This is a genomic window from Paenibacillus tyrphae, assembly GCF_027925525.1.
GTDB lineage: Bacteria > Bacillota > Bacilli > Paenibacillales > NBRC-103111 > Paenibacillus_G > Paenibacillus_G tyrfis_B.
The window spans coordinates 49272-65479 of sequence record NZ_BSDJ01000036.1 but is presented as its reverse complement, the minus strand read 5'-3'; the positions used below and the strand labels follow the sequence as shown (position 1 = coordinate 65479).

The window sequence follows — 16208 nt, the reverse complement described above, 5'->3', positions numbered from 1 at the left end:
AAACTCAACAAGGAGGAACAACTAGATGAATTCCAAGCGCAAACGATATAAAACTTGCATAGTTCTGCTGGCAGCCGTACTTGCCTTCGGGTCGGCGCTCCCCGCCTTTGCGGCGGAGAGCGGCGGCACGACCCCGCCTTCGGGAACAACGGCGACCGTCTCGACAGGGACTGCTCCGGCGATCGGACAGGTAGCTCTTAACGCGACCAGCTATTTCGAGCTTAAAAATGTGGTCATGATGCCGGAGCAAGGCAACAAAACCGTGACATTCACTGTAGGGGTCCACAACGGAGGGACGACCGACCTGCAGTTCATCGACTACTGGCCGCGGCTGAGGACGAAAAGCGGCAACCAAATTTCCGTTCGCGTCCTGCCGCAGGACAAGGATAAAAATCGTATTCCGGCCAAATCGAGCCAAGACATCAGCTTTTACGCAACGGTGAACGAATCGACGGACCTGAAGGATCTTATTTTTGAAATTATCAAATGGGACTTCAGCATGCCTGAGGCGGATTTTGTTCGGAAAATCGGAGATGTGAGCGTTCCTGACGACTATACCGTCGTTACGCCGGCCAGTAAAGCACATACGATTCAAATGGCAAGCAATCCGGTCAAAGGCACCATCAAAAAGGTATTGATGAGCAAGAACGAGAAAAATTACACTCCGACCATCGTCCTTAATCTGGAGAACGTAGGCTCGAAGAGCGTCGCGGTGCCCGGATATCAATATTTGCTTCGCACAAGCGAAGGGTACATGTATCCGCTCGACGCCAAGGCGATAAAAGATTTGACACTCAATCCGCAAACGAACAAAGATATCGACCTTACGGGCTCTGTCCCGGTCTCCGTCTCAACGGAAGGCTGGCAGCTCGTGATCGTTCAGAACGCGCAGGATTTGAAGCTGAATCTGCCGATTGCTTTCTTCGCTTTACCGGGCGTATCGGATACGGACGGGGTGGACACGGGCAAAGCCTTCAGCTTCACGAACAAGGCGGGTACCTACACGGCTCAACTGAACACCGTCCAAAGGCTGCCTTGGGAGGATCAGGATATTTTGACCGCAGGGTTTACGCTTTCCAACAAAGGTCCCGAAGCGCTTCCGATTCCGGATCTGACAGGGTACTTCAAGCTGGACGATAACGTGAAGGTGGAAGCGAAACTGGTTCGGACGGATAATGTCATCGGTCTGGCCCCGAATGCGGAAGCTCAATTCCAGTTTATCGGGAAAATTCCTTACACGTCGCAATTCGGCAAGGTCAAGCTTGTGCTGCAAGAGAAAACGGGCAGCGGCAGCAGCAACGACGGCAAAACAGATCAGCAGACGGCAGCGAGCGATTTGCTCGAATTCGTACACCGCTCGGAGCTGATGAACATCCCTTATAATAACTTCGGCGAAATGTATAAAGTGACCAATGTGGGCCGCAGTGTAAGCTACAAGGTACGCTCCGTCACAACATATGCGGGGGACACGGCCGATACGTATACCGCTCTTCTCGAAGTAGGCAATTTGGAAACAAGAGCATCCGACATCTCGAAGCTGGTAGGCTATTTCAAGACCGCCCAAGGCAGATATTACCCGGCATCCATCTCTGAGGTTAAATCAAAAATCAGTCCGGACGGAAAGGCGCTTCTCTTGCTTTCGACCAATATTGCTAAAGGGTTCCCGACCTCCGGCATGAGCGTGATTATCGGCGAAGCCGTAACCGAAGGCAAATTGACCGAGGCGGATAAAAAACCGGATGCTTATGTCAACGCTGCGGCATACTGGCTGCCGCAAGAAGATTTTACGGTCAAGAAAGACTTCAAAAATATAGATCTCGTGCCTTACCAGCTCTCGCTTAGTAATATTCGTTCCATAATCGATCAACAAGGCGTAAAGCTCAAGTTGGACTACGAGCTTACCAAAGATTTAATGCTGACCACGAACATGGAAGGGCGCAAACTGATTCTTGAGCTTGATGACGCTGACCGAAAAATTAAATTTAACAAAGAGTTTGATTTCAAAGACTTCGACGGCGGGTCGCCTGATAAACAAGGTACGGCCAGCGGTAAGCTTGAGCCGAAGGACAAGATCTTCATCGGAAAGCATAAGGACTTGGAATTGCAAGCTGACGATAAAAATCTGATTTTTGAAGTTAGCTATGTAAAAAAATTCAAGCTTAACCTTTACGATTCGTTCCAAGGACAAAAGAAGCTGATTGCTACTAAAGAGGTCGAGTGGTTTATTACTACGGAATAATATGTTTACTTTTTTTTGATTGAATGAAACCGTTTCTGCATCAGTTGCGTAAAACTGTGCAGAAGCGGTTTTTTGCTGGGAACTCAGTGACATCTATGAATAATTGGTTAAAAGTTCATTGGGGGGATTGACAGGTTTTTCAAGACGATTTATTGTTATTAACGTTAACAACATTCTTAACGATGTTAATTCAATGAATAAGGAGAAAATAATGAGTAAACCGCATCTCTCGTTCGGTGAATATAAGTGGACGGTCGCCCAACAAATGTCCCGGACTTTTGAATTGGAAGGCTTCAGCCCGCTTGTCGGCAAAATATTCGGCCTGCTTTTATTTGCACCCAAACCGGTCAGCCTGCAGGAAATCGCCGATCAGCTTGGCGTAACGAAAGCAGCCGTTAGCGTTCAGGTCCGTGCGTTGGAGAAATACTCCATGTGCCAAAAAGTTCCGTTGAGAAGCGATCGCAAAGACTACTATTACATATCCGACGATTTCACACTGATCAGCATGCGGGCCAGCAAGCAAAAAATCGAATCGATTACCAGGCAATGCGAAGAATTATTGTTCACTCTTAAAGGAATGTCTCAGATTGATGAGGAGGAAACAGAATCCTTTGAGGTTTCCAAGCGAAGATTTGCGGAAGTTTCCGCGATGTACCGGATGTTTTTATCGCGATTGGAGGGGATCGAAGAGGAGTGGATCCGATTAAGAGAGCAGCTGTAAACAGATAGACGAAAGACGGGACGCCCGGATTTTTTTTATGTTATGACTTTTTTCACCTTACAGCCGTTAACGAACCAAGCTATACTGAAAAAAGATTTATGGAAAATGAAGGGGTAACCGGAAACGCCTCGTCTAAGTAGTCAGCAACCGTAATGGAGGAGTAGAGAGATGAATTCATTAACAAATTTTTCGATGAAGAACATCGCCGCAGTAATCATTATTGTGCTGATGTTGTTTGGCGGCGGTACTTATGCGGCTTCCATCTTGAAAATGGAACTCATACCGAGTACTACTCAAACGAGATTCAATATTACCACGCAGTATACGGCTCCTCCTAAGGATGTTTTGGAGCTTGTGACCAAGCCTGTCGAGAAAGCGGTGGCGGGACTAGACGGCATCAAATCTTTAAAGTCCACCTCCAGCGATAACTTCTCCATGGTTACCGTAGAACTGCAGCAGGGGAAGAAGATTGAGGATGCCAGAAGGGACGCCGAAGGCTTGCTTGCGAACGTAAAGCTGCCCCAAGGCGCGGAAAAACCGAAGGTTCAGACCTCTAGCGCCGAAGCGAGCGCCATTTACTACCTCTCGGTGTACGGCGAAAACAACATGAGCCAGCAGGAGCTGGATAAGATCTTCAAGGATATCGTCCAGCCTGGCTTTGCGGCCATCAAAGGGGTTGACCGCGTCGATGGAGTCGGCAATAAAGAAGCGGTTCTGACTTTAAGAATGAACGGCAACGCAATCAGCAGCTACGGATTGACACCGGCGCAGGTGTCCCAAAGCATTCAAGCTGCCATTTTGACAAGCCCAGCGGGATTAGTCGACTTCAGCGGGAACACGCAAATGGTACGCGTTAAGAGCGATCTCAATACGATTTACAGCCTGGAAAACATGAAGATTACGGCTTCGGGGGGACAAACGCTTCTTCTGAAAGACATTGCCAAGGTTGAAGCGATTTCCGAGTCCAGATTCATTTCGCGCCTCGACGGCAAGCCGGCCATCGGTGTGACGATCTACAAAACAAAGAACTCCAATGACGTTCAATTGGCTGCGGAAGCAGACGCTTTGATGGCCAAGTGGAAGCAGGATTTCCCGAACCTTACGTTTAAAACACTTTTTGCTACATCGAGCATGATCAAGGATTCGATTAACGGCATGGTTAAGGAAGGAGCGCTCGGCGCCCTGCTCGCCTCTATTATGATCCTGCTCTTCCTTAGAAATGTTCGGATGACCATCATCGTTTTGGTCTCTATTCCTTTATCGCTGTTAATCACGCTGCTTATCATGGCTCCGCTCGATATTTCGCTCAACATCATGACGCTGGGCGGTATTACGATCGCGATCGGGCGTGTCGTGGACGACAGTATCGTCGTTATCGAAAATATTTACAGCGAGCTCGTGAAAGTTCACGAGCGCGGGGAATCGGTCATTAAGAAAGCGACCGCGCAAGTGGCTTCGGCGATCACGTCCTCCACGCTTACAACCGTCGGGGTATTTGCTCCAATCGCCTTTGTCGGGGGAGAGCTCGGGGATTTGTTCCGTCCGTTCGCCGTCACGCTTTCCGCTGCGTTGATGTCTTCGCTGCTGGTGGCCGTGACCGTGATTCCGATGCTTGCCAAGATGCTCGTGCTGCGTTCCAAAAATATTAAGGTGCACGACGAAACGCAAGTCGGCAAAGTGTCCGGCGCTTATTTGAAAGTGCTGAAATGGTCGCTTAACAACCGCATCAAAACGATGCTGCTTTCCATGCTGGTTTTTATTGTGGCTATCGTAGGTACGGTTCCGCTCCTGGCTGTGGAGTTCATGCCTTCCAGCGATTCGGATAAACAAATGTTTATTATGATCAAAATGCCTCGGGAAACTTCGCTTGCGTCCAACGACTTGAAAATGAAAGAGATCGAAGCGATGATTCGCGAGACGAAAAACGAGGCAGGAGAGCCTGCTTTCGAATACATGCAGTCCTATGTAGGCGGCGGTTCTACGGACAATCGCATAGACTACGAAAGCCAGTTGATTGGCGCGGCATCGCAGGGAACGAACGCCAAGAAGCTGCTGAATGAAACCAAGGAAAAAATATTGTACCTGCTTCCCAAAGGCTCTGAGGTAAACGGTATGCTGCTAAGCGGCGGCGGACCTGGAGGCGGGGGGGACTTCTCCTATATGCTTAAAGGCGACGACCTGAATTTGCTCACCCAGGGCGCCAAGCTGGTAAAGGATAAGCTTAAGGAAATTCCGGAATTTAAAGATGTAAAAGACAGCTTGAGCGAATCGAAGAACGAAGTGGAAATCGCCGTAGACCAAAATAAAGCCAGACTGTACAATTTGTCTTCGGGACAAATCGTCGAAACCGTGAATTCTTGGCTGAGAGAGGAAAAGATCGGAGATCTGAAATTCGACAATACGACCTTCTCCACCAAGATCATGCTGGACAAGAGCTTCAAGGATTCCATTGACAAAATCGGAAACTTCCTGATCAAGACTCCGACAGGGGCAACCGTCAAGCTGAATGAAGTAGCGAAGGTTCGCCAAATCGAGGCTCCGGCGTCGATCACCCGGGATCAGCAAGTTCAATACGTAACGGTAACGGCAACGATCGAGTCCAGGGACAAGGGCGGTGTTAGTGCCAAAGCGGCGGAAATGCTGAAAACTGTGGAGCTTCCGTCGGGAGTTCGCCCTGAAGTCAAAGGGGTATCCGACGATATTCAGAAAAACTTCATGCAAATGTTCGTAGCCATGGCCGTCTCCATCTTTATTGTTTATCTGATCATGGTTCTGGCTTTCGGAAATGCTAGCGCGCCGTTTGCGATCTTATTCTCTCTGCCGCTTGCGGCAATCGGAGGCTTGCTTGGCTTGCTCGTCAGTGGCGAATCGCTCAACCTTACCTCATTGATCGGATTCTTGATGCTGATCGGTGTCGTGGTTACCAATGCGATCGTGCTTATCGACCGCGTGCAGCAGCTGAGGGAGGCAGGACAGTCCGTACGCGACGCGCTTTTGGAGGGCGGCTTATCCCGACTTCGTCCGATTATCATGACCGCGGGGGCTACTATTATTGCCCTGCTGCCGCTGGCTCTTGGGTTCTCTAAAGGAGCGCTTATCTCCAAAGGCTTGGCTGTTGTCGTTATTGGCGGATTGACCACCTCGACATTGCTCACACTGATCGTTGTACCGGTCGTATACGAAATTATTCACAATACCAAGTCTCGCCTCGGCCGCTTGTTCAACAGAAAGACATCGGAATCCAATTCGACGCCGGTGACGAATGCTTAAGAAAGCATTTCATTCAGATAGATAGAGAGTTCCATAAGGGAAAAAGGAGAATCAGCCCATGAATCCGATCATGTCAAAATCTTTCAAGCAAAGTACCAAAGTGATGGGGGCCGTCGTTATTTCGACGGCGCTCCTCGCCGGCTGCGGCGCTCAGCCGCAAGCTGCACCGACAGCTGCTAATGCGTCGGAACCCCAGCTCAAGACCATTAAAGTCTCGAAGATCGAGAAGCAGAGGATCGGCGATCCGCAGGAGCAGGTAGCCGACGTTATTTCTTCCATTCAGATTGACTTGGTGACCAAGGTAGGCGGAGACGTCATGGAAGTATTGAAGAAGCGCGGCGATATGGTGGAAAAAGGCGATGTGATTTTCCGCATGGACCCGACGGATGTAAAAATGAAAAAGGACAAAGCGCAGATTGATATTGCCAGCAGTCAACAGCAGTTAGACAAAGCAAAACAAGAATTGGCCAACAGCAAGCAGGAAATGAAGAATGGAATCAAGAAGCTGGAAGAGTCCATTAAGGAAACCGAAAAGAACTATAACAAAATGCGCAACGATTACGATCTGGGCCTGGTTACAAAATTCCAGCTTGAGCAAATGGAAACACAGCTTAACAATCTCAAGCTTGATCTGGAAAACAACCGAAACAAGCAGAAAACGGTGGAAACGACGAACTCCTTGGCGCCGTTGGAGCAAGCGCTGCAATCCTCGAATCTTTCGATTCGCGAAGCTGACCGGACGCTCGAAAATATGGAAGTGAAAGCGACGGTAAGCGGCGTCTTAACCGACCTGCCGATTGAAGTGGGCATGTCTTTGAACGCCGGTTTCCAAGCCGGGAAGGTGCAACAGCTCGATCCGATCAAAATCCGGGCGGAGCTGACCGAGGAGACGGCTAATTTGGTGCGCGGCAAGCAGGAGTTGACATTCTACGTTCCTGGCACGCTTGACAAGACAAAAGCCAAGGTCAGCTATTTGGCTGACGTGATGAGCGCCAATTCCAAGTCTTACACGTTGGAGCTTGAGTACTCTAACGCTGAGCGTAAGCTTAAGCCTGGTATGAAGGCTCAGATTCTCGTAACGGAAGAAGCCGATCAGATGGTTGTTACCGTGCCTACCACGGCTATCGTGCGTGAAGGCGGAGACACGTTCGCTTTCGTACTCGTAGGCGATACGGCGGAGAAGCGCAAAGTGGCTTTAGGCCGTTTGAACGAAACGATCCAAGAAGTGCTGTCCGGTCTCAAAGAAGGAGAACAGCTTATCATTTCGGGTCAGAACCAATTGAAAGACAAGGAGAAAGTCCAGCTGGCCAAGTAACTCTCAGCGGACCTGACAGGAGGAAAACCAAGTGAACAACAAGCTGAAAAAAACCGTAGCATCCGTCGTTATTACCGCCTCGATTATGAGCACAGGTTATTCCGCTCTTGCAGCGGAGCCTGCAGGAAGCGAGCCTGCGGCGCAAGCCGTCGTAACCTATAAACTGACCGACCTTCTCGATGTGGAAGTCAAGGGCGTATTGAACGAGCGAATTCAGGACGGTACCCGACTCGGCGTCGTCATTCGAATGAAGAATAACGGCGCTACCTCGACGCGGGTGCCTGACTACGAACTGCGGGTGAAGACCAGCGAAGGCGTCGAGTATACGCTGCAACCAAGCGCCTCGAACGTTAAATCGATTCAGCCGAAAGCGAACACGGAGCTTAGCTATATGACCGTCATCGACCGCACCGATACCGTAAATCTGGCTCAGGTGAATTGGACCGATGTCGATTACTACGTTTATCCGAAGAAGGAGACGCTGATCGTAGCGGCGCCGATTACGGGGGAGACTTGGAAAGGCGGCGATACGCCGATTACCGATCCGAGCGCGATTAAGAAATGGTCCGATTCCTTTACGATTCCGACTTTAACCTCGCCGATCCAATATACGCCTGCGGCAATCAACAAGGAGTCGACGGAGAAAGGCACCGTATACGTCGTGCAACTACTTGCTTATAACCCTTCGAACCAACGCGAAACGATTCCGGCATTCGGCGTAGACGGCAAGGCGGCGGGAAAAGTATTTTCCGGCAGCCAGGTAGAGCAAGGAAATATCACGCTGGAAGCGAAGGAAGAAAAATATATTCATTTTGCTATTCCGACGGACCAAGATACGATCTTGAACAGCTTAAACATTTTGACCCCAGAGAAATTTGCAGTTGGCGGAGCCGGCGGTGCAGGGGGCGGAGGCGCAGGCAGTGCGGGAGCAGGGGCCGGCGGTGCGGCTGGCGCTGGAGCAGGAGCCAATGCCGGTGCAGCCACGGGTGCTGCCGGTGTGTATAACGTAGGACGTCTGAACATTTTGCTGCCGTCGCAGCAAACCGGGGAAACCGCTCTGGCCTATAAGCTAGGCACTCCAATGACGCTAGACAAACGGAGCCAGCTGATTCATCCGGATTTGGATGTTTCCGTTATCGAGTTCCATATGTTTGACAACAAGGAAGAGGGGTCGAAAACCGTCTCGGCCAAATTCAAGCTTACGAATAAGACGGACCGGCCGCTTGCCGTTCCGGCCTTTGCAACGGATCTGGTAAGCTCGGACGGTTATGAGTACAACGGCAGCCGTCAAAATATTACGACGCCGAACGTGCTTCCGAATTCTTCGCTCACGGTGAACTATTTCTATACGATCCCGGTGTCTGAAACCGGAAAGGGCTTGTCTTTGAAGATCCAAGATACGAAGACGGCCGCTCCATACAAGTCGACGATTGGCGCTTACAGCATTGCGCTTCAAACCGAGGAAAGCAAGGATACGTTTGAGCTATATCCGTTTGAGATTAAAGTGAACGACTGGCAAATCGGTACAAACTTCAATGGCATGGGAGCGAAGAACTATCAGTACAAAGCGAAGTTCTTTATGGAAGTCAGCCGCCACGATCAAGTCCAAGTGGATCCGAGTTTCTCGGGACTGCTGTTCGAGCTGTACGATTCCGCAGACCGGTTGATCGGAACAGGCAATGGATCGTTTGTCGGAGCTAACCGTCTGACTACCGGCGAGAACAATATTACCTTTGACGGCAGCACGGAGCAATTCGACAACCGTCTGACGGTTCGGATTTATGAACAGTTTACGACTACGGGCGGACAGAAGTCCAAGCGTCTGCTTAAAGAGCTTAAGCAATCTTAATTCATAGTCATTTGAAGTAAACGAAAGCCGGCCTTTGGGTCGGCTTTTCCCTAATTATCACCAGTTGTCCCATAGTACACGCATATGGATCATGGTATAATGATAGCACTTCCATTAAAGGAGCGATTCTCATGAAGCGTCAGGTTCACAGCAAAGAAATAAAAGCCGCGGTATATCAAAAGCTGGAGGAACGCGGCGTAAAGATGGAAGATATTTCCCTGATCGTCAGAGAAATGCAGCTTCCTTATCATCCCGATTTGACGCTGGAGACTTGTCTCGAATCGGTCCATGCAGTTTTGCAGAAGCGGGAGCTTCAGCATGCGATTCTTGTCGGTATCGAGCTAGACGTATTGGCTGAAAAAGGTTTGTTGTCCGAGCCGCTGCAATCGATTATCGAAAGCGATGAAGGACTGTTCGGCTGCGATGAAACACTTGCTCTCGGGTCGGTGTTCGGATACGGCAGCATCGCGCTTACGACGTTCGGCCATTTGGATAAACAAAAAGTCGGAATTATTAAACGTCTGGATACCAAGAACGGCAACGGCGTACACACCTTCCTGGATGATCTAGTTGCCAGCATTGCGGCATCGGCATCAAGCCGTCTGGCCCATCGGCAGCGGGATGCGGATGAACGGGACAATGTCGTCGCTTATATTGCCGCGTCGGAAGAAAACGCGGGCTGAAGTAGAATTTGTTATATATTGGAGGAGCTTCCTTATGCAAATAAGGGAGCTTTTTTTGGGTTAAGATACTAACAAAACTTCATCTTCATTCGATAAGCGGAGTGAACATAAAATGAACTGGGTCTATTGGGTGAAATTGTACGACAGCAAGTTTCAAGCCGGGTGCCTGGCCAAGCGGATGGAGGAAGACTGGTGGATTTACGGTTACGAATGCCCCAGCGAAGTCCAAGTATTCCGTTCCAAAAAAGGCCGTTTTGGCGTTCGCTACACTGTCTAATTTTTTTACTTGACTCCAACGTTTTAGTTGGTGTATAGTTATCTTTGTCGCTGTCATTATACAGTGTGGATCTTCTAACGCGGGGTGGAGCAGCCCGGTAGCTCGTCGGGCTCATAACCCGAAGGCCGCAGGTTCAAATCCTGCCCCCGCAACCAAAGCTTCCAAGGGCCCTTAGCTCAGTTGGTTAGAGCGGTCGGCTCATAACCGATTGGTCGGGGGTTCGAGTCCCTCAGGGCCCACCAAACAGAACTGCGCCGGAGTGGCGGAATTGGCAGACGCACAGGACTTAAAATCCTGCGGTAGGTGACTACCGTACCGGTTCGAGTCCGGTCTTCGGCAGTTCCAGTAGTAGTATCATACATAAAGAGTTTTGCTTTGATCCGTCAGAGCAAAACTCTTTTTCGTTTTAGGAGGAGATTTTTGCTGCGGAGCCTCATATACTTTAGAACACGATTAGGAAGGGGGGCTCCTATGCCTTCGATTATTTTGGCTCCGATCAAAATTACCGGCGCCGACGGGGAAGTTGTGTTCGGCGATGTATTGCAGATTAATCCGAAAAGTACATCCAAGTCGTATTCGGGGTCAGGCGGCGGAAACACAGGTGATTGGATGGGCAATATTTCGCTGATCAGCTCAACGAATACGTTTGATGCGGATATTGCCGATTCCACTAACGCGGCAAATAATTAGATACATAGATACCAGGGAACACCCTGACAGATCTCGCCCCATTCCGTACGTCTCAGACGGCCGTTTCGCGCTGTTTTGGGACGTTTTTGTTGGGGAAGAAAAGTCGGCTACATAAAACGGATATTGACATCGGTATAGGGGTGGTCAATGGGTTGCTTGCGCATGTGTAGCTGGAGAATGCCGTTCTTAAAAACCGCTTTGCAACTGCTTGGCACGATTTGGCTAGCGAGCCGGATCGTTTGCGTTTTGTCGTCCGGGAGTCCTTCCAAACGGATTTGGTAAGGATTGAGCATCAACCGGATTTTGCGTGCTTGCGCTTTGTCGGGGATATGGATTTTGGCGATGATATTGTTATGAGTGTCGAAGATTTCCGAATGAAAATGATGCTTGAGCGCCTGAACTTCGACGTTGGGCAATGCCCGGTTCAGAACGTCTTTGATATACCCTTCAACCCAGGTTACGGGGTCTCCGTTGTCCCCGCTAAGGGAAGGAGCAGGGAACGGCAGCTTCCCGTTAAAAAACTGCTCGAATTGTTTCCAATTCATATCGAAAAACGAGTTGTTATTTTTGGAATCGCTCATGTTTATCCACTCCTTACTGATTTCAGTATATGAGCACGAAGCGCAAACCATGAGTCCCCACGCTAGCTGCCTAGAACATACTTCTTATTGATGGATCATATACTACAATACAAAACCATTGAGTTAGGGTGCTGCCTCATGCCGGCTATCGTGGGCGCCATCAAAATTGTGAACGTCGGTACAGGCTCCATCGTGCACGTGGGAGATTCGATCCAGCTGGCTCCGAGCGTAACAGCAAAAACGTTTGCCGGAGCGGGTTCTTTTAATACGGGGGATAATTTGCGGGTCTGCAATATGGTCAGCACCACCAATACCTACGACAACGATATCGCTGACTCCAATGTGGTTTCCGCCGATAAGGCAGGTGTCGTATAACCGCCATGCAGCTAATCATACATCAAAGCATTGTCATTCAAAATTTTAAGATCGGCTCCGTATCGAATTCTTCCGTGCTTCAGATCGGGACCGCGGGTACGATTCGCGCGTTGGCCAATCTATATAATACCGGGGGGTTTACCGGTCCTGCCCCTCAGTTCACCGCTCCTGCAACGACTCCGCAGGCGACGCCGCAGGGTGTGGTAGCGCAACCCAGCCCGATATCCTTGGTACCACTGCCTACACCTTCCAGGTAAACGGAGGAATGACGGATGTATTCATCTTACCCGGAATCTTACTTTCAAAAGCTGAACGATTATTTAAAATGGCAGACGAGCCGCATCCGTTCCTTGGAAAATAAGGTCGAATCGCTTTCCCAAGAGCTGGAATCGATAAAAAAGCAGCGGGGAGTGACGATCGAGCGAATTGAGTATAAATTCGATCAATTGAAAGTAGAGAAGCTCGATGGGACGCTCAATGTCGGACTTTCGCCCGCGGGACTCGGCGAACAATCGGTCGAGGATATGGAGGTCGGCGGCGAAACGATTCGAACCAATACGGCCAGATCGGAGTCGTTTGCACGTATCCAACAACGGGTAACGGATTATTTGCAGCAATCGTGCCCAGCCGAATTGATGCAACTGGAAGAGAAATACCAAGTGAAGCTGGATGAGGATGCGACCGAATCGATCATTGGCGATCTTCAGGGGCAGATCGGGCAGCGGATCGATTATTATTTAAAACACGGGCTCGATCCGGACGTAGTCGTCTTGACGGCAGAGCAGGAACAAAGTATCACAGACAAAGTCATCCGGGATATTCGGCTCGGGCTCGAACAATATTTCTTAAAACGAAAAACCGGAGGAGGAGCTCCGAATGAATCTGCAGGTGGAGAATAAACAGATTTGTGTCGGCAACATTCAAGTTGAGGGCGTTGCCAGCTCGTCGGTTTTCCTGATCGGCGACACTGAGGTCATTAGCTTGTCCAGCGTGTTCGATACACCGCCGGAATCGCTCATTATCGGGCCTCTCGTGCCGCTTGCGTCCGGACGTGTGTGATGGCTTGCATTCCGCGTACATCCGTTGTCAGAAGCTTGAAGGTGAACGATACCGGTTATGCCTCCGCTGTTTTTATAGGGGACTTGGTCGATTTTTCTCCGGTGACTTATGTTTTTGCTGTTCAGCGGGAAGTTCCAGTTTTTTATGGGGATGAAGGACATTTGAGCGCTTATCCAATTTATTCGGCCCCGCTTCCGATAGGCCGGCAGGAGCCGGCAGTGCAGATGGTCGTGACCAACACATGTCCGTTCATCTGTGCCGGGGATGTTCGGGTCATCGCCATTTCTTCGGCATCCATGGTGCAGTTCGGATCGGTCCGATCGATTCGTGCGGATACCAGGGTGAAAAACATCCGTCAGTTGCTTCGCGGACTTCCTCCGAAATGAGATGGAAGTAGCTTCGATCGAGCTGGCTGTGATGGGCTTCCGACTCCGTTCTGTGATATAATCATGTTGTTATACTGGAAACGAACGGGATAAGGGAGAGAACACAATGGCGCGCAAAAAAATAGAGCACGTTGGCATTATGGTTCGAGATATCGATATGTCGGTGCGGTTTTATAAAGATGTCGTAGGCCTTGAGCTGAAGGATAAGCTCGTACATACGAACGGCGTCGTCACGCTGGCTTTTCTCGGGTTCAACGAGTCGGGTGAAACGGAGCTGGAGTTGATCCAAGGCTATAACGACGGGCTTCCGGCGGAAGGCAAGGTGCATCATGTCGCTTTTACGGTGGACGACATTGAAGAAGAATTCGCCCGCATCAAAGAACTCGACGTGCGTTTGATCGATCAAGAGATTACGACGCTGCCGAATGGCTCGCGTTATTTCTTTTTCTATGGCCCGGATGGCGAATGGGTCGAGTTTTTCCAATCGACGAGATAAGGCGCGTATGAATTCCGGAAAAGCAAAGCCCGATACGAAAATAAATTGTTTAAAGTGCAAGCACTTTTATGTAACTTGGGACCCGGGTTTTCCCAGGGGCTGTCGCGCTTACGGCTTCAAATCTGCGGACATGCCTTCCGCATTGGTGCTGCGTTCCTCGGGCAAGCCTTGCTTGTCCTACGAAGAAAAAATTAAGTAAACGGCAGGGGAAGCGAGATGCTGTTCAGTAACCGTCAAAAGAAGCTGATCCTTGACGTTTTGCTCAAGGAGCGCAGGCGCCTATTTTCCAGGCATAAGGGCGAGCTGCTCGACAAAACGATCGAGGACTTGTCGCAGATGCTTCGCAACGAAGAAATCAATGCAGAGCCTAAAGATAATGTCATCGATTGGAGTAGAAAAGGCGGCAAACGCCGCTAGGCCGGTCGATCAAAAAGGCACCCCTCGCGGGGTGCCTTTTATTTGCGAATCAACCCCAAGGTCAATGCTTACTCCTCCGTTAACAGAAATTGCTCGTCCAACCCGATCTCCTCGTCCGGACCTCTTCCGAATATGTAAAAAGAAAATTCCGCCACTTGAATTACGAACGCATGTTTGGATATAATGAATATAAAAGAACAAATGTTCCTGTTTTGAGGAGGGGAAATCGTGCTTCCATGGCAAAAGTACACAGGGCGTATGGTTGAGATCATTTACGGGGACCGTTCCGGGCAATTCAGCAAGCGGAGGATCGTCATACGGTTCGTACAGCCTGCTTTCATTCGGGCTTATTGCATGGAGCGCGGAGAGGTCCGGTGCTTTGCTATCGATCGCATATTGGCCGTACAGCCGGTCCCATCCGCGAAACGAGCGTCGTCAGCGTCAGCGAGACAGCGGGAATTGGCTTAAGGAGAGGGATGCATGTGAGAAGTAATCTGTACGATGAGTTAAAAGAGCACCGCCACGGAGATCAGGAGCGACTAAGAAAGTTGATGGAAGAGATTCGTCTGCTGATGGAAGCGAAAAAAAAGCGCCCTCTGCTGGATAGACTTCGTACGAAACGTCCGAATACGAAGCCGAAAGCTTGGGACTAACCGGCATAAACAAGTTCCCGAAAACCGCGGGGGCGTAGAAAAAGAAAAGCCCGGCATGTGTAGGACATTAAGCGGATACCGGGCTAATGCTGACGTTTTCTTTCGAATCGGAGACAACTTGACAAATTCCTGCGTTGTATTTCATCGAATTGATGAAGTGGAAGCCTGTCTTGAAAACGACGTATTTCTTGAGCGGGTTCGGCTTGTGGAGCTTTTGGCAAGCGAGGCAATAGTACATAAGTTTTCTCCTTTTCAAGTCACGATATGACAATTATAGACACATTATATGCTTAAAATTGTGAAATATCACTCACAATGGTATTAAGTTTTACTAAAGATTGTCCAATTTCATTATCCATCACATCGAAACAACTTAAACGCAAAAAAGACAGATATCAAAATTAAAGAATTAGACAGTGCAAGCGGTCTGCATGTGACGAAAGAAAGGAACGAAAAACCGCGCGGCGTTTAGCCACACGGTTTTTCGCGTGATGAGGAAAGGGCGAGAAGGGGCTGTGAATCGGGGATCGAGCTTGTCTATCAGGATTTGGCAAAGGAAGGGGGGCAAGGTCGATTAGTACATAATATATAAATCCGATGTGATTAATTGGATAATATCAAGAGATTCGGCTACTGTCAATCCCTAAATTTGTACGGCGCCCTTTATCCGATAGGATACCAGAGGGCTATCTTCTTTATTTTGCATAGGCCTTCCATCCGGTTGTGAAGTTGTGGTACCCTGTAGTTGTCCGAAAGAACTGAAAATAGAGAACTTTTTACATTATTCGGAAAAAGGTGGAGTGCTGAATGAAGCATTTTGAGGAATGGGTCATGCAATTTTACGGACAACGAAATTGGACGCAATACGGCGTCTTCGAACGTATGGGTTTTTTGATGGAAGAAACGGGTGAGCTGGCACAAGCCGTGCGTACCTATGAAATCGGCCGGGATCGTCCGGATGAAGCGGTAAAGCCCGAGCCGGTTTTGAAGGAGGAGCTGATGGGAGAGCTCGGGGACATTTTGGCGAATCTGGCGATTTTGGCCGATAAGTATGGTTTTACATTGGAAGATGCCGCCAAGGCTCATCAGGAGAAATTATTGAAGCGATTCGATTCCGGCCCGGTGAATTGAGCCGCCCCAATTTTTCGCTAAAGTATAACGATGCGCAGAAGGTGGACAAACTAGAAAAAATTTCTC

The 16208-nt window shown here is 49.4% G+C and carries 20 protein-coding genes and 3 tRNA genes; 21 read left to right on the top strand and 2 right to left on the bottom strand.

Features of this window, described 5'->3' with window-relative positions:
• Positions 1–25: 25 nt before the first annotated feature.
• From QMG93_RS30000 to QMG93_RS29950, 11 genes are all read left to right on the top strand, one after another.
• Entirely contained in the window at positions 26–2239 is a 2214-nt protein-coding gene (locus QMG93_RS30000) for a hypothetical protein (RefSeq protein WP_281943081.1), read from the top strand.
• A gap of 211 nt (positions 2240–2450) precedes the next feature.
• Positions 2451–2960 carry a GbsR/MarR family transcriptional regulator gene (locus tag QMG93_RS29995; protein ID WP_281943079.1) on the top strand — a complete coding sequence of 170 codons (510 nt, stop codon included), beginning with the start codon at positions 2451–2453 and terminating at the stop codon, positions 2958–2960.
• Between the two features lie 168 nt (positions 2961–3128).
• Positions 3129–6230, top strand: a complete 3102-nt coding sequence (locus QMG93_RS29990) for an efflux RND transporter permease subunit (protein ID WP_281943077.1) — start codon at positions 3129–3131, stop codon at positions 6228–6230.
• Between the two features lie 58 nt (positions 6231–6288).
• Positions 6289–7545 carry an efflux RND transporter periplasmic adaptor subunit gene (locus tag QMG93_RS29985; protein WP_281943075.1) on the top strand — a complete coding sequence of 419 codons (1257 nt, stop codon included), beginning with the start codon at positions 6289–6291 and terminating at the stop codon, positions 7543–7545.
• Between the two features lie 31 nt (positions 7546–7576).
• On the top strand, positions 7577–9394 hold the full coding sequence (locus QMG93_RS29980) for a hypothetical protein (RefSeq protein ID WP_281943073.1): 1818 nt from the start codon (positions 7577–7579) through the stop codon (positions 9392–9394).
• 131 nt (positions 9395–9525) lie between these two features.
• A complete protein-coding gene (locus QMG93_RS29975; RefSeq protein WP_281943071.1) occupies positions 9526–10077 on the top strand; it encodes a phosphatidylglycerophosphatase A in 552 nt (183 codons plus the stop codon).
• A 112-nt stretch (positions 10078–10189) separates the two neighbouring features.
• Positions 10190–10354, top strand: a complete 165-nt coding sequence (locus QMG93_RS29970; protein WP_010492025.1) for a hypothetical protein — start codon at positions 10190–10192, stop codon at positions 10352–10354.
• A 78-nt stretch (positions 10355–10432) separates the two neighbouring features.
• Positions 10433–10509, top strand: a tRNA-Met gene (locus QMG93_RS29965).
• Between the two features lie 10 nt (positions 10510–10519).
• Positions 10520–10596: transfer RNA gene (locus QMG93_RS29960), tRNA-Ile, on the top strand.
• Between the two features lie 11 nt (positions 10597–10607).
• A tRNA-Leu gene (locus tag QMG93_RS29955) sits at positions 10608–10693 on the top strand.
• 132 nt (positions 10694–10825) lie between these two features.
• Positions 10826–11044, top strand: a complete 219-nt coding sequence (locus QMG93_RS29950) for a spore germination protein (protein ID WP_281943069.1) — start codon at positions 10826–10828, stop codon at positions 11042–11044.
• 107 nt (positions 11045–11151) lie between these two features.
• Here the strand turns inward: QMG93_RS29950 and QMG93_RS29945 are convergent, their stop codons facing one another.
• Positions 11152–11625, bottom strand: a complete 474-nt coding sequence (locus QMG93_RS29945) for an Hsp20/alpha crystallin family protein (RefSeq protein WP_281943067.1) — start codon at positions 11623–11625, stop codon at positions 11152–11154.
• Between the two features lie 138 nt (positions 11626–11763).
• Here QMG93_RS29945 and QMG93_RS29940 point away from each other — a divergent pair, with 138 nt between their 5' ends.
• The 9 genes from QMG93_RS29940 to QMG93_RS29895 all read left to right on the top strand — a co-directional run bounded on the left by QMG93_RS29940 (position 11764) and on the right by QMG93_RS29895 (position 15011).
• Positions 11764–12000: a spore germination protein gene (locus QMG93_RS29940; protein ID WP_010492031.1), complete on the top strand. Its 237-nt coding sequence runs from the start codon at positions 11764–11766 to the stop codon at positions 11998–12000.
• Positions 12001–12005: 5 nt separating this feature from the next.
• The gene (locus tag QMG93_RS29935; protein WP_281943064.1) at positions 12006–12257 is read left to right on the top strand and encodes a spore germination protein GerPB; all 252 of its coding nucleotides are present in this window, start codon (positions 12006–12008) and stop codon (positions 12255–12257) included.
• A gap of 15 nt (positions 12258–12272) precedes the next feature.
• Positions 12273–12899, top strand: coding sequence for a spore germination protein GerPC (gene gerPC, locus QMG93_RS29930; protein WP_281943062.1), 627 nt, complete (start codon positions 12273–12275; stop codon positions 12897–12899).
• Positions 12877–13059 carry a spore gernimation protein GerPD gene (locus tag QMG93_RS29925; RefSeq protein WP_281943060.1) on the top strand — a complete coding sequence of 61 codons (183 nt, stop codon included), beginning with the start codon at positions 12877–12879 and terminating at the stop codon, positions 13057–13059. Before gerPC ends, QMG93_RS29925 begins: the two co-directional genes overlap by 23 nt.
• Positions 13059–13445: a spore germination protein GerPE gene (locus QMG93_RS29920; RefSeq protein ID WP_281943058.1), complete on the top strand. Its 387-nt coding sequence runs from the start codon at positions 13059–13061 to the stop codon at positions 13443–13445. Before QMG93_RS29925 ends, QMG93_RS29920 begins: the two co-directional genes overlap by 1 nt.
• A gap of 106 nt (positions 13446–13551) precedes the next feature.
• Positions 13552–13941 carry a VOC family protein gene (locus QMG93_RS29915; RefSeq protein ID WP_281943056.1) on the top strand — a complete coding sequence of 130 codons (390 nt, stop codon included), beginning with the start codon at positions 13552–13554 and terminating at the stop codon, positions 13939–13941.
• 216 nt (positions 13942–14157) lie between these two features.
• On the top strand, positions 14158–14358 hold the full coding sequence (locus tag QMG93_RS29905) for a hypothetical protein (RefSeq protein ID WP_281943052.1): 201 nt from the start codon (positions 14158–14160) through the stop codon (positions 14356–14358).
• A 228-nt stretch (positions 14359–14586) separates the two neighbouring features.
• Positions 14587–14826 (top strand): hypothetical protein, encoded by a 240-nt coding sequence (locus QMG93_RS29900; RefSeq protein ID WP_281943050.1) that lies wholly within the window; start codon positions 14587–14589, stop codon positions 14824–14826.
• A 14-nt stretch (positions 14827–14840) separates the two neighbouring features.
• On the top strand, positions 14841–15011 hold the full coding sequence (locus tag QMG93_RS29895; protein WP_216795941.1) for a hypothetical protein: 171 nt from the start codon (positions 14841–14843) through the stop codon (positions 15009–15011).
• 67 nt (positions 15012–15078) lie between these two features.
• Here the strand turns inward: QMG93_RS29895 and QMG93_RS35485 are convergent, their stop codons facing one another.
• The gene (locus QMG93_RS35485; RefSeq protein WP_010492049.1) at positions 15079–15249 is read right to left on the bottom strand and encodes a DUF3973 domain-containing protein; all 171 of its coding nucleotides are present in this window, start codon (positions 15247–15249) and stop codon (positions 15079–15081) included.
• 569 nt (positions 15250–15818) lie between these two features.
• Between QMG93_RS35485 and QMG93_RS29890 the strand changes: the two genes are divergently transcribed.
• Complete coding sequence (locus tag QMG93_RS29890; RefSeq protein WP_281943048.1) at positions 15819–16142, top strand: MazG-like family protein; 324 nt, start codon at positions 15819–15821, stop codon at positions 16140–16142.
• The last annotated feature ends 66 nt before the right edge of the window (positions 16143–16208 follow it).

What these genes read in the sequence shown, in the direction of transcription:
- QMG93_RS29915 (WP_281943056.1), top strand. Translation starts at nt 13,552, where the DNA reads ATGGCGCGCAAAAAAATAGAGCACGTTGGCATTATGGTTCGAGATATC.
- QMG93_RS29935 (WP_281943064.1), top strand. Translation starts at nt 12,006, where the DNA reads ATGCAGCTAATCATACATCAAAGCATTGTCATTCAAAATTTTAAGATC.
- QMG93_RS35485 (WP_010492049.1), bottom strand. Translation starts at nt 15,249, where the DNA reads ATGTACTATTGCCTCGCTTGCCAAAAGCTCCACAAGCCGAACCCGCTC.
- QMG93_RS29890 (WP_281943048.1), top strand. Translation starts at nt 15,819, where the DNA reads ATGAAGCATTTTGAGGAATGGGTCATGCAATTTTACGGACAACGAAAT.
- QMG93_RS29920 (WP_281943058.1), top strand. Translation starts at nt 13,059, where the DNA reads ATGGCTTGCATTCCGCGTACATCCGTTGTCAGAAGCTTGAAGGTGAAC.
- gerPC (WP_281943062.1), top strand. Translation starts at nt 12,273, where the DNA reads ATGTATTCATCTTACCCGGAATCTTACTTTCAAAAGCTGAACGATTAT.
- QMG93_RS30000 (WP_281943081.1), top strand. Translation starts at nt 26, where the DNA reads ATGAATTCCAAGCGCAAACGATATAAAACTTGCATAGTTCTGCTGGCA.
- QMG93_RS29905 (WP_281943052.1), top strand. Translation starts at nt 14,158, where the DNA reads ATGCTGTTCAGTAACCGTCAAAAGAAGCTGATCCTTGACGTTTTGCTC.
- QMG93_RS29995 (WP_281943079.1), top strand. Translation starts at nt 2,451, where the DNA reads ATGAGTAAACCGCATCTCTCGTTCGGTGAATATAAGTGGACGGTCGCC.
- QMG93_RS29940 (WP_010492031.1), top strand. Translation starts at nt 11,764, where the DNA reads ATGCCGGCTATCGTGGGCGCCATCAAAATTGTGAACGTCGGTACAGGC.
- QMG93_RS29985 (WP_281943075.1), top strand. Translation starts at nt 6,289, where the DNA reads ATGAATCCGATCATGTCAAAATCTTTCAAGCAAAGTACCAAAGTGATG.
- QMG93_RS29950 (WP_281943069.1), top strand. Translation starts at nt 10,826, where the DNA reads ATGCCTTCGATTATTTTGGCTCCGATCAAAATTACCGGCGCCGACGGG.
- QMG93_RS29970 (WP_010492025.1), top strand. Translation starts at nt 10,190, where the DNA reads ATGAACTGGGTCTATTGGGTGAAATTGTACGACAGCAAGTTTCAAGCC.
- QMG93_RS29975 (WP_281943071.1), top strand. Translation starts at nt 9,526, where the DNA reads ATGAAGCGTCAGGTTCACAGCAAAGAAATAAAAGCCGCGGTATATCAA.
- QMG93_RS29925 (WP_281943060.1), top strand. Translation starts at nt 12,877, where the DNA reads ATGAATCTGCAGGTGGAGAATAAACAGATTTGTGTCGGCAACATTCAA.
- QMG93_RS29945 (WP_281943067.1), bottom strand. Translation starts at nt 11,625, where the DNA reads ATGAGCGATTCCAAAAATAACAACTCGTTTTTCGATATGAATTGGAAA.
- QMG93_RS29990 (WP_281943077.1), top strand. Translation starts at nt 3,129, where the DNA reads ATGAATTCATTAACAAATTTTTCGATGAAGAACATCGCCGCAGTAATC.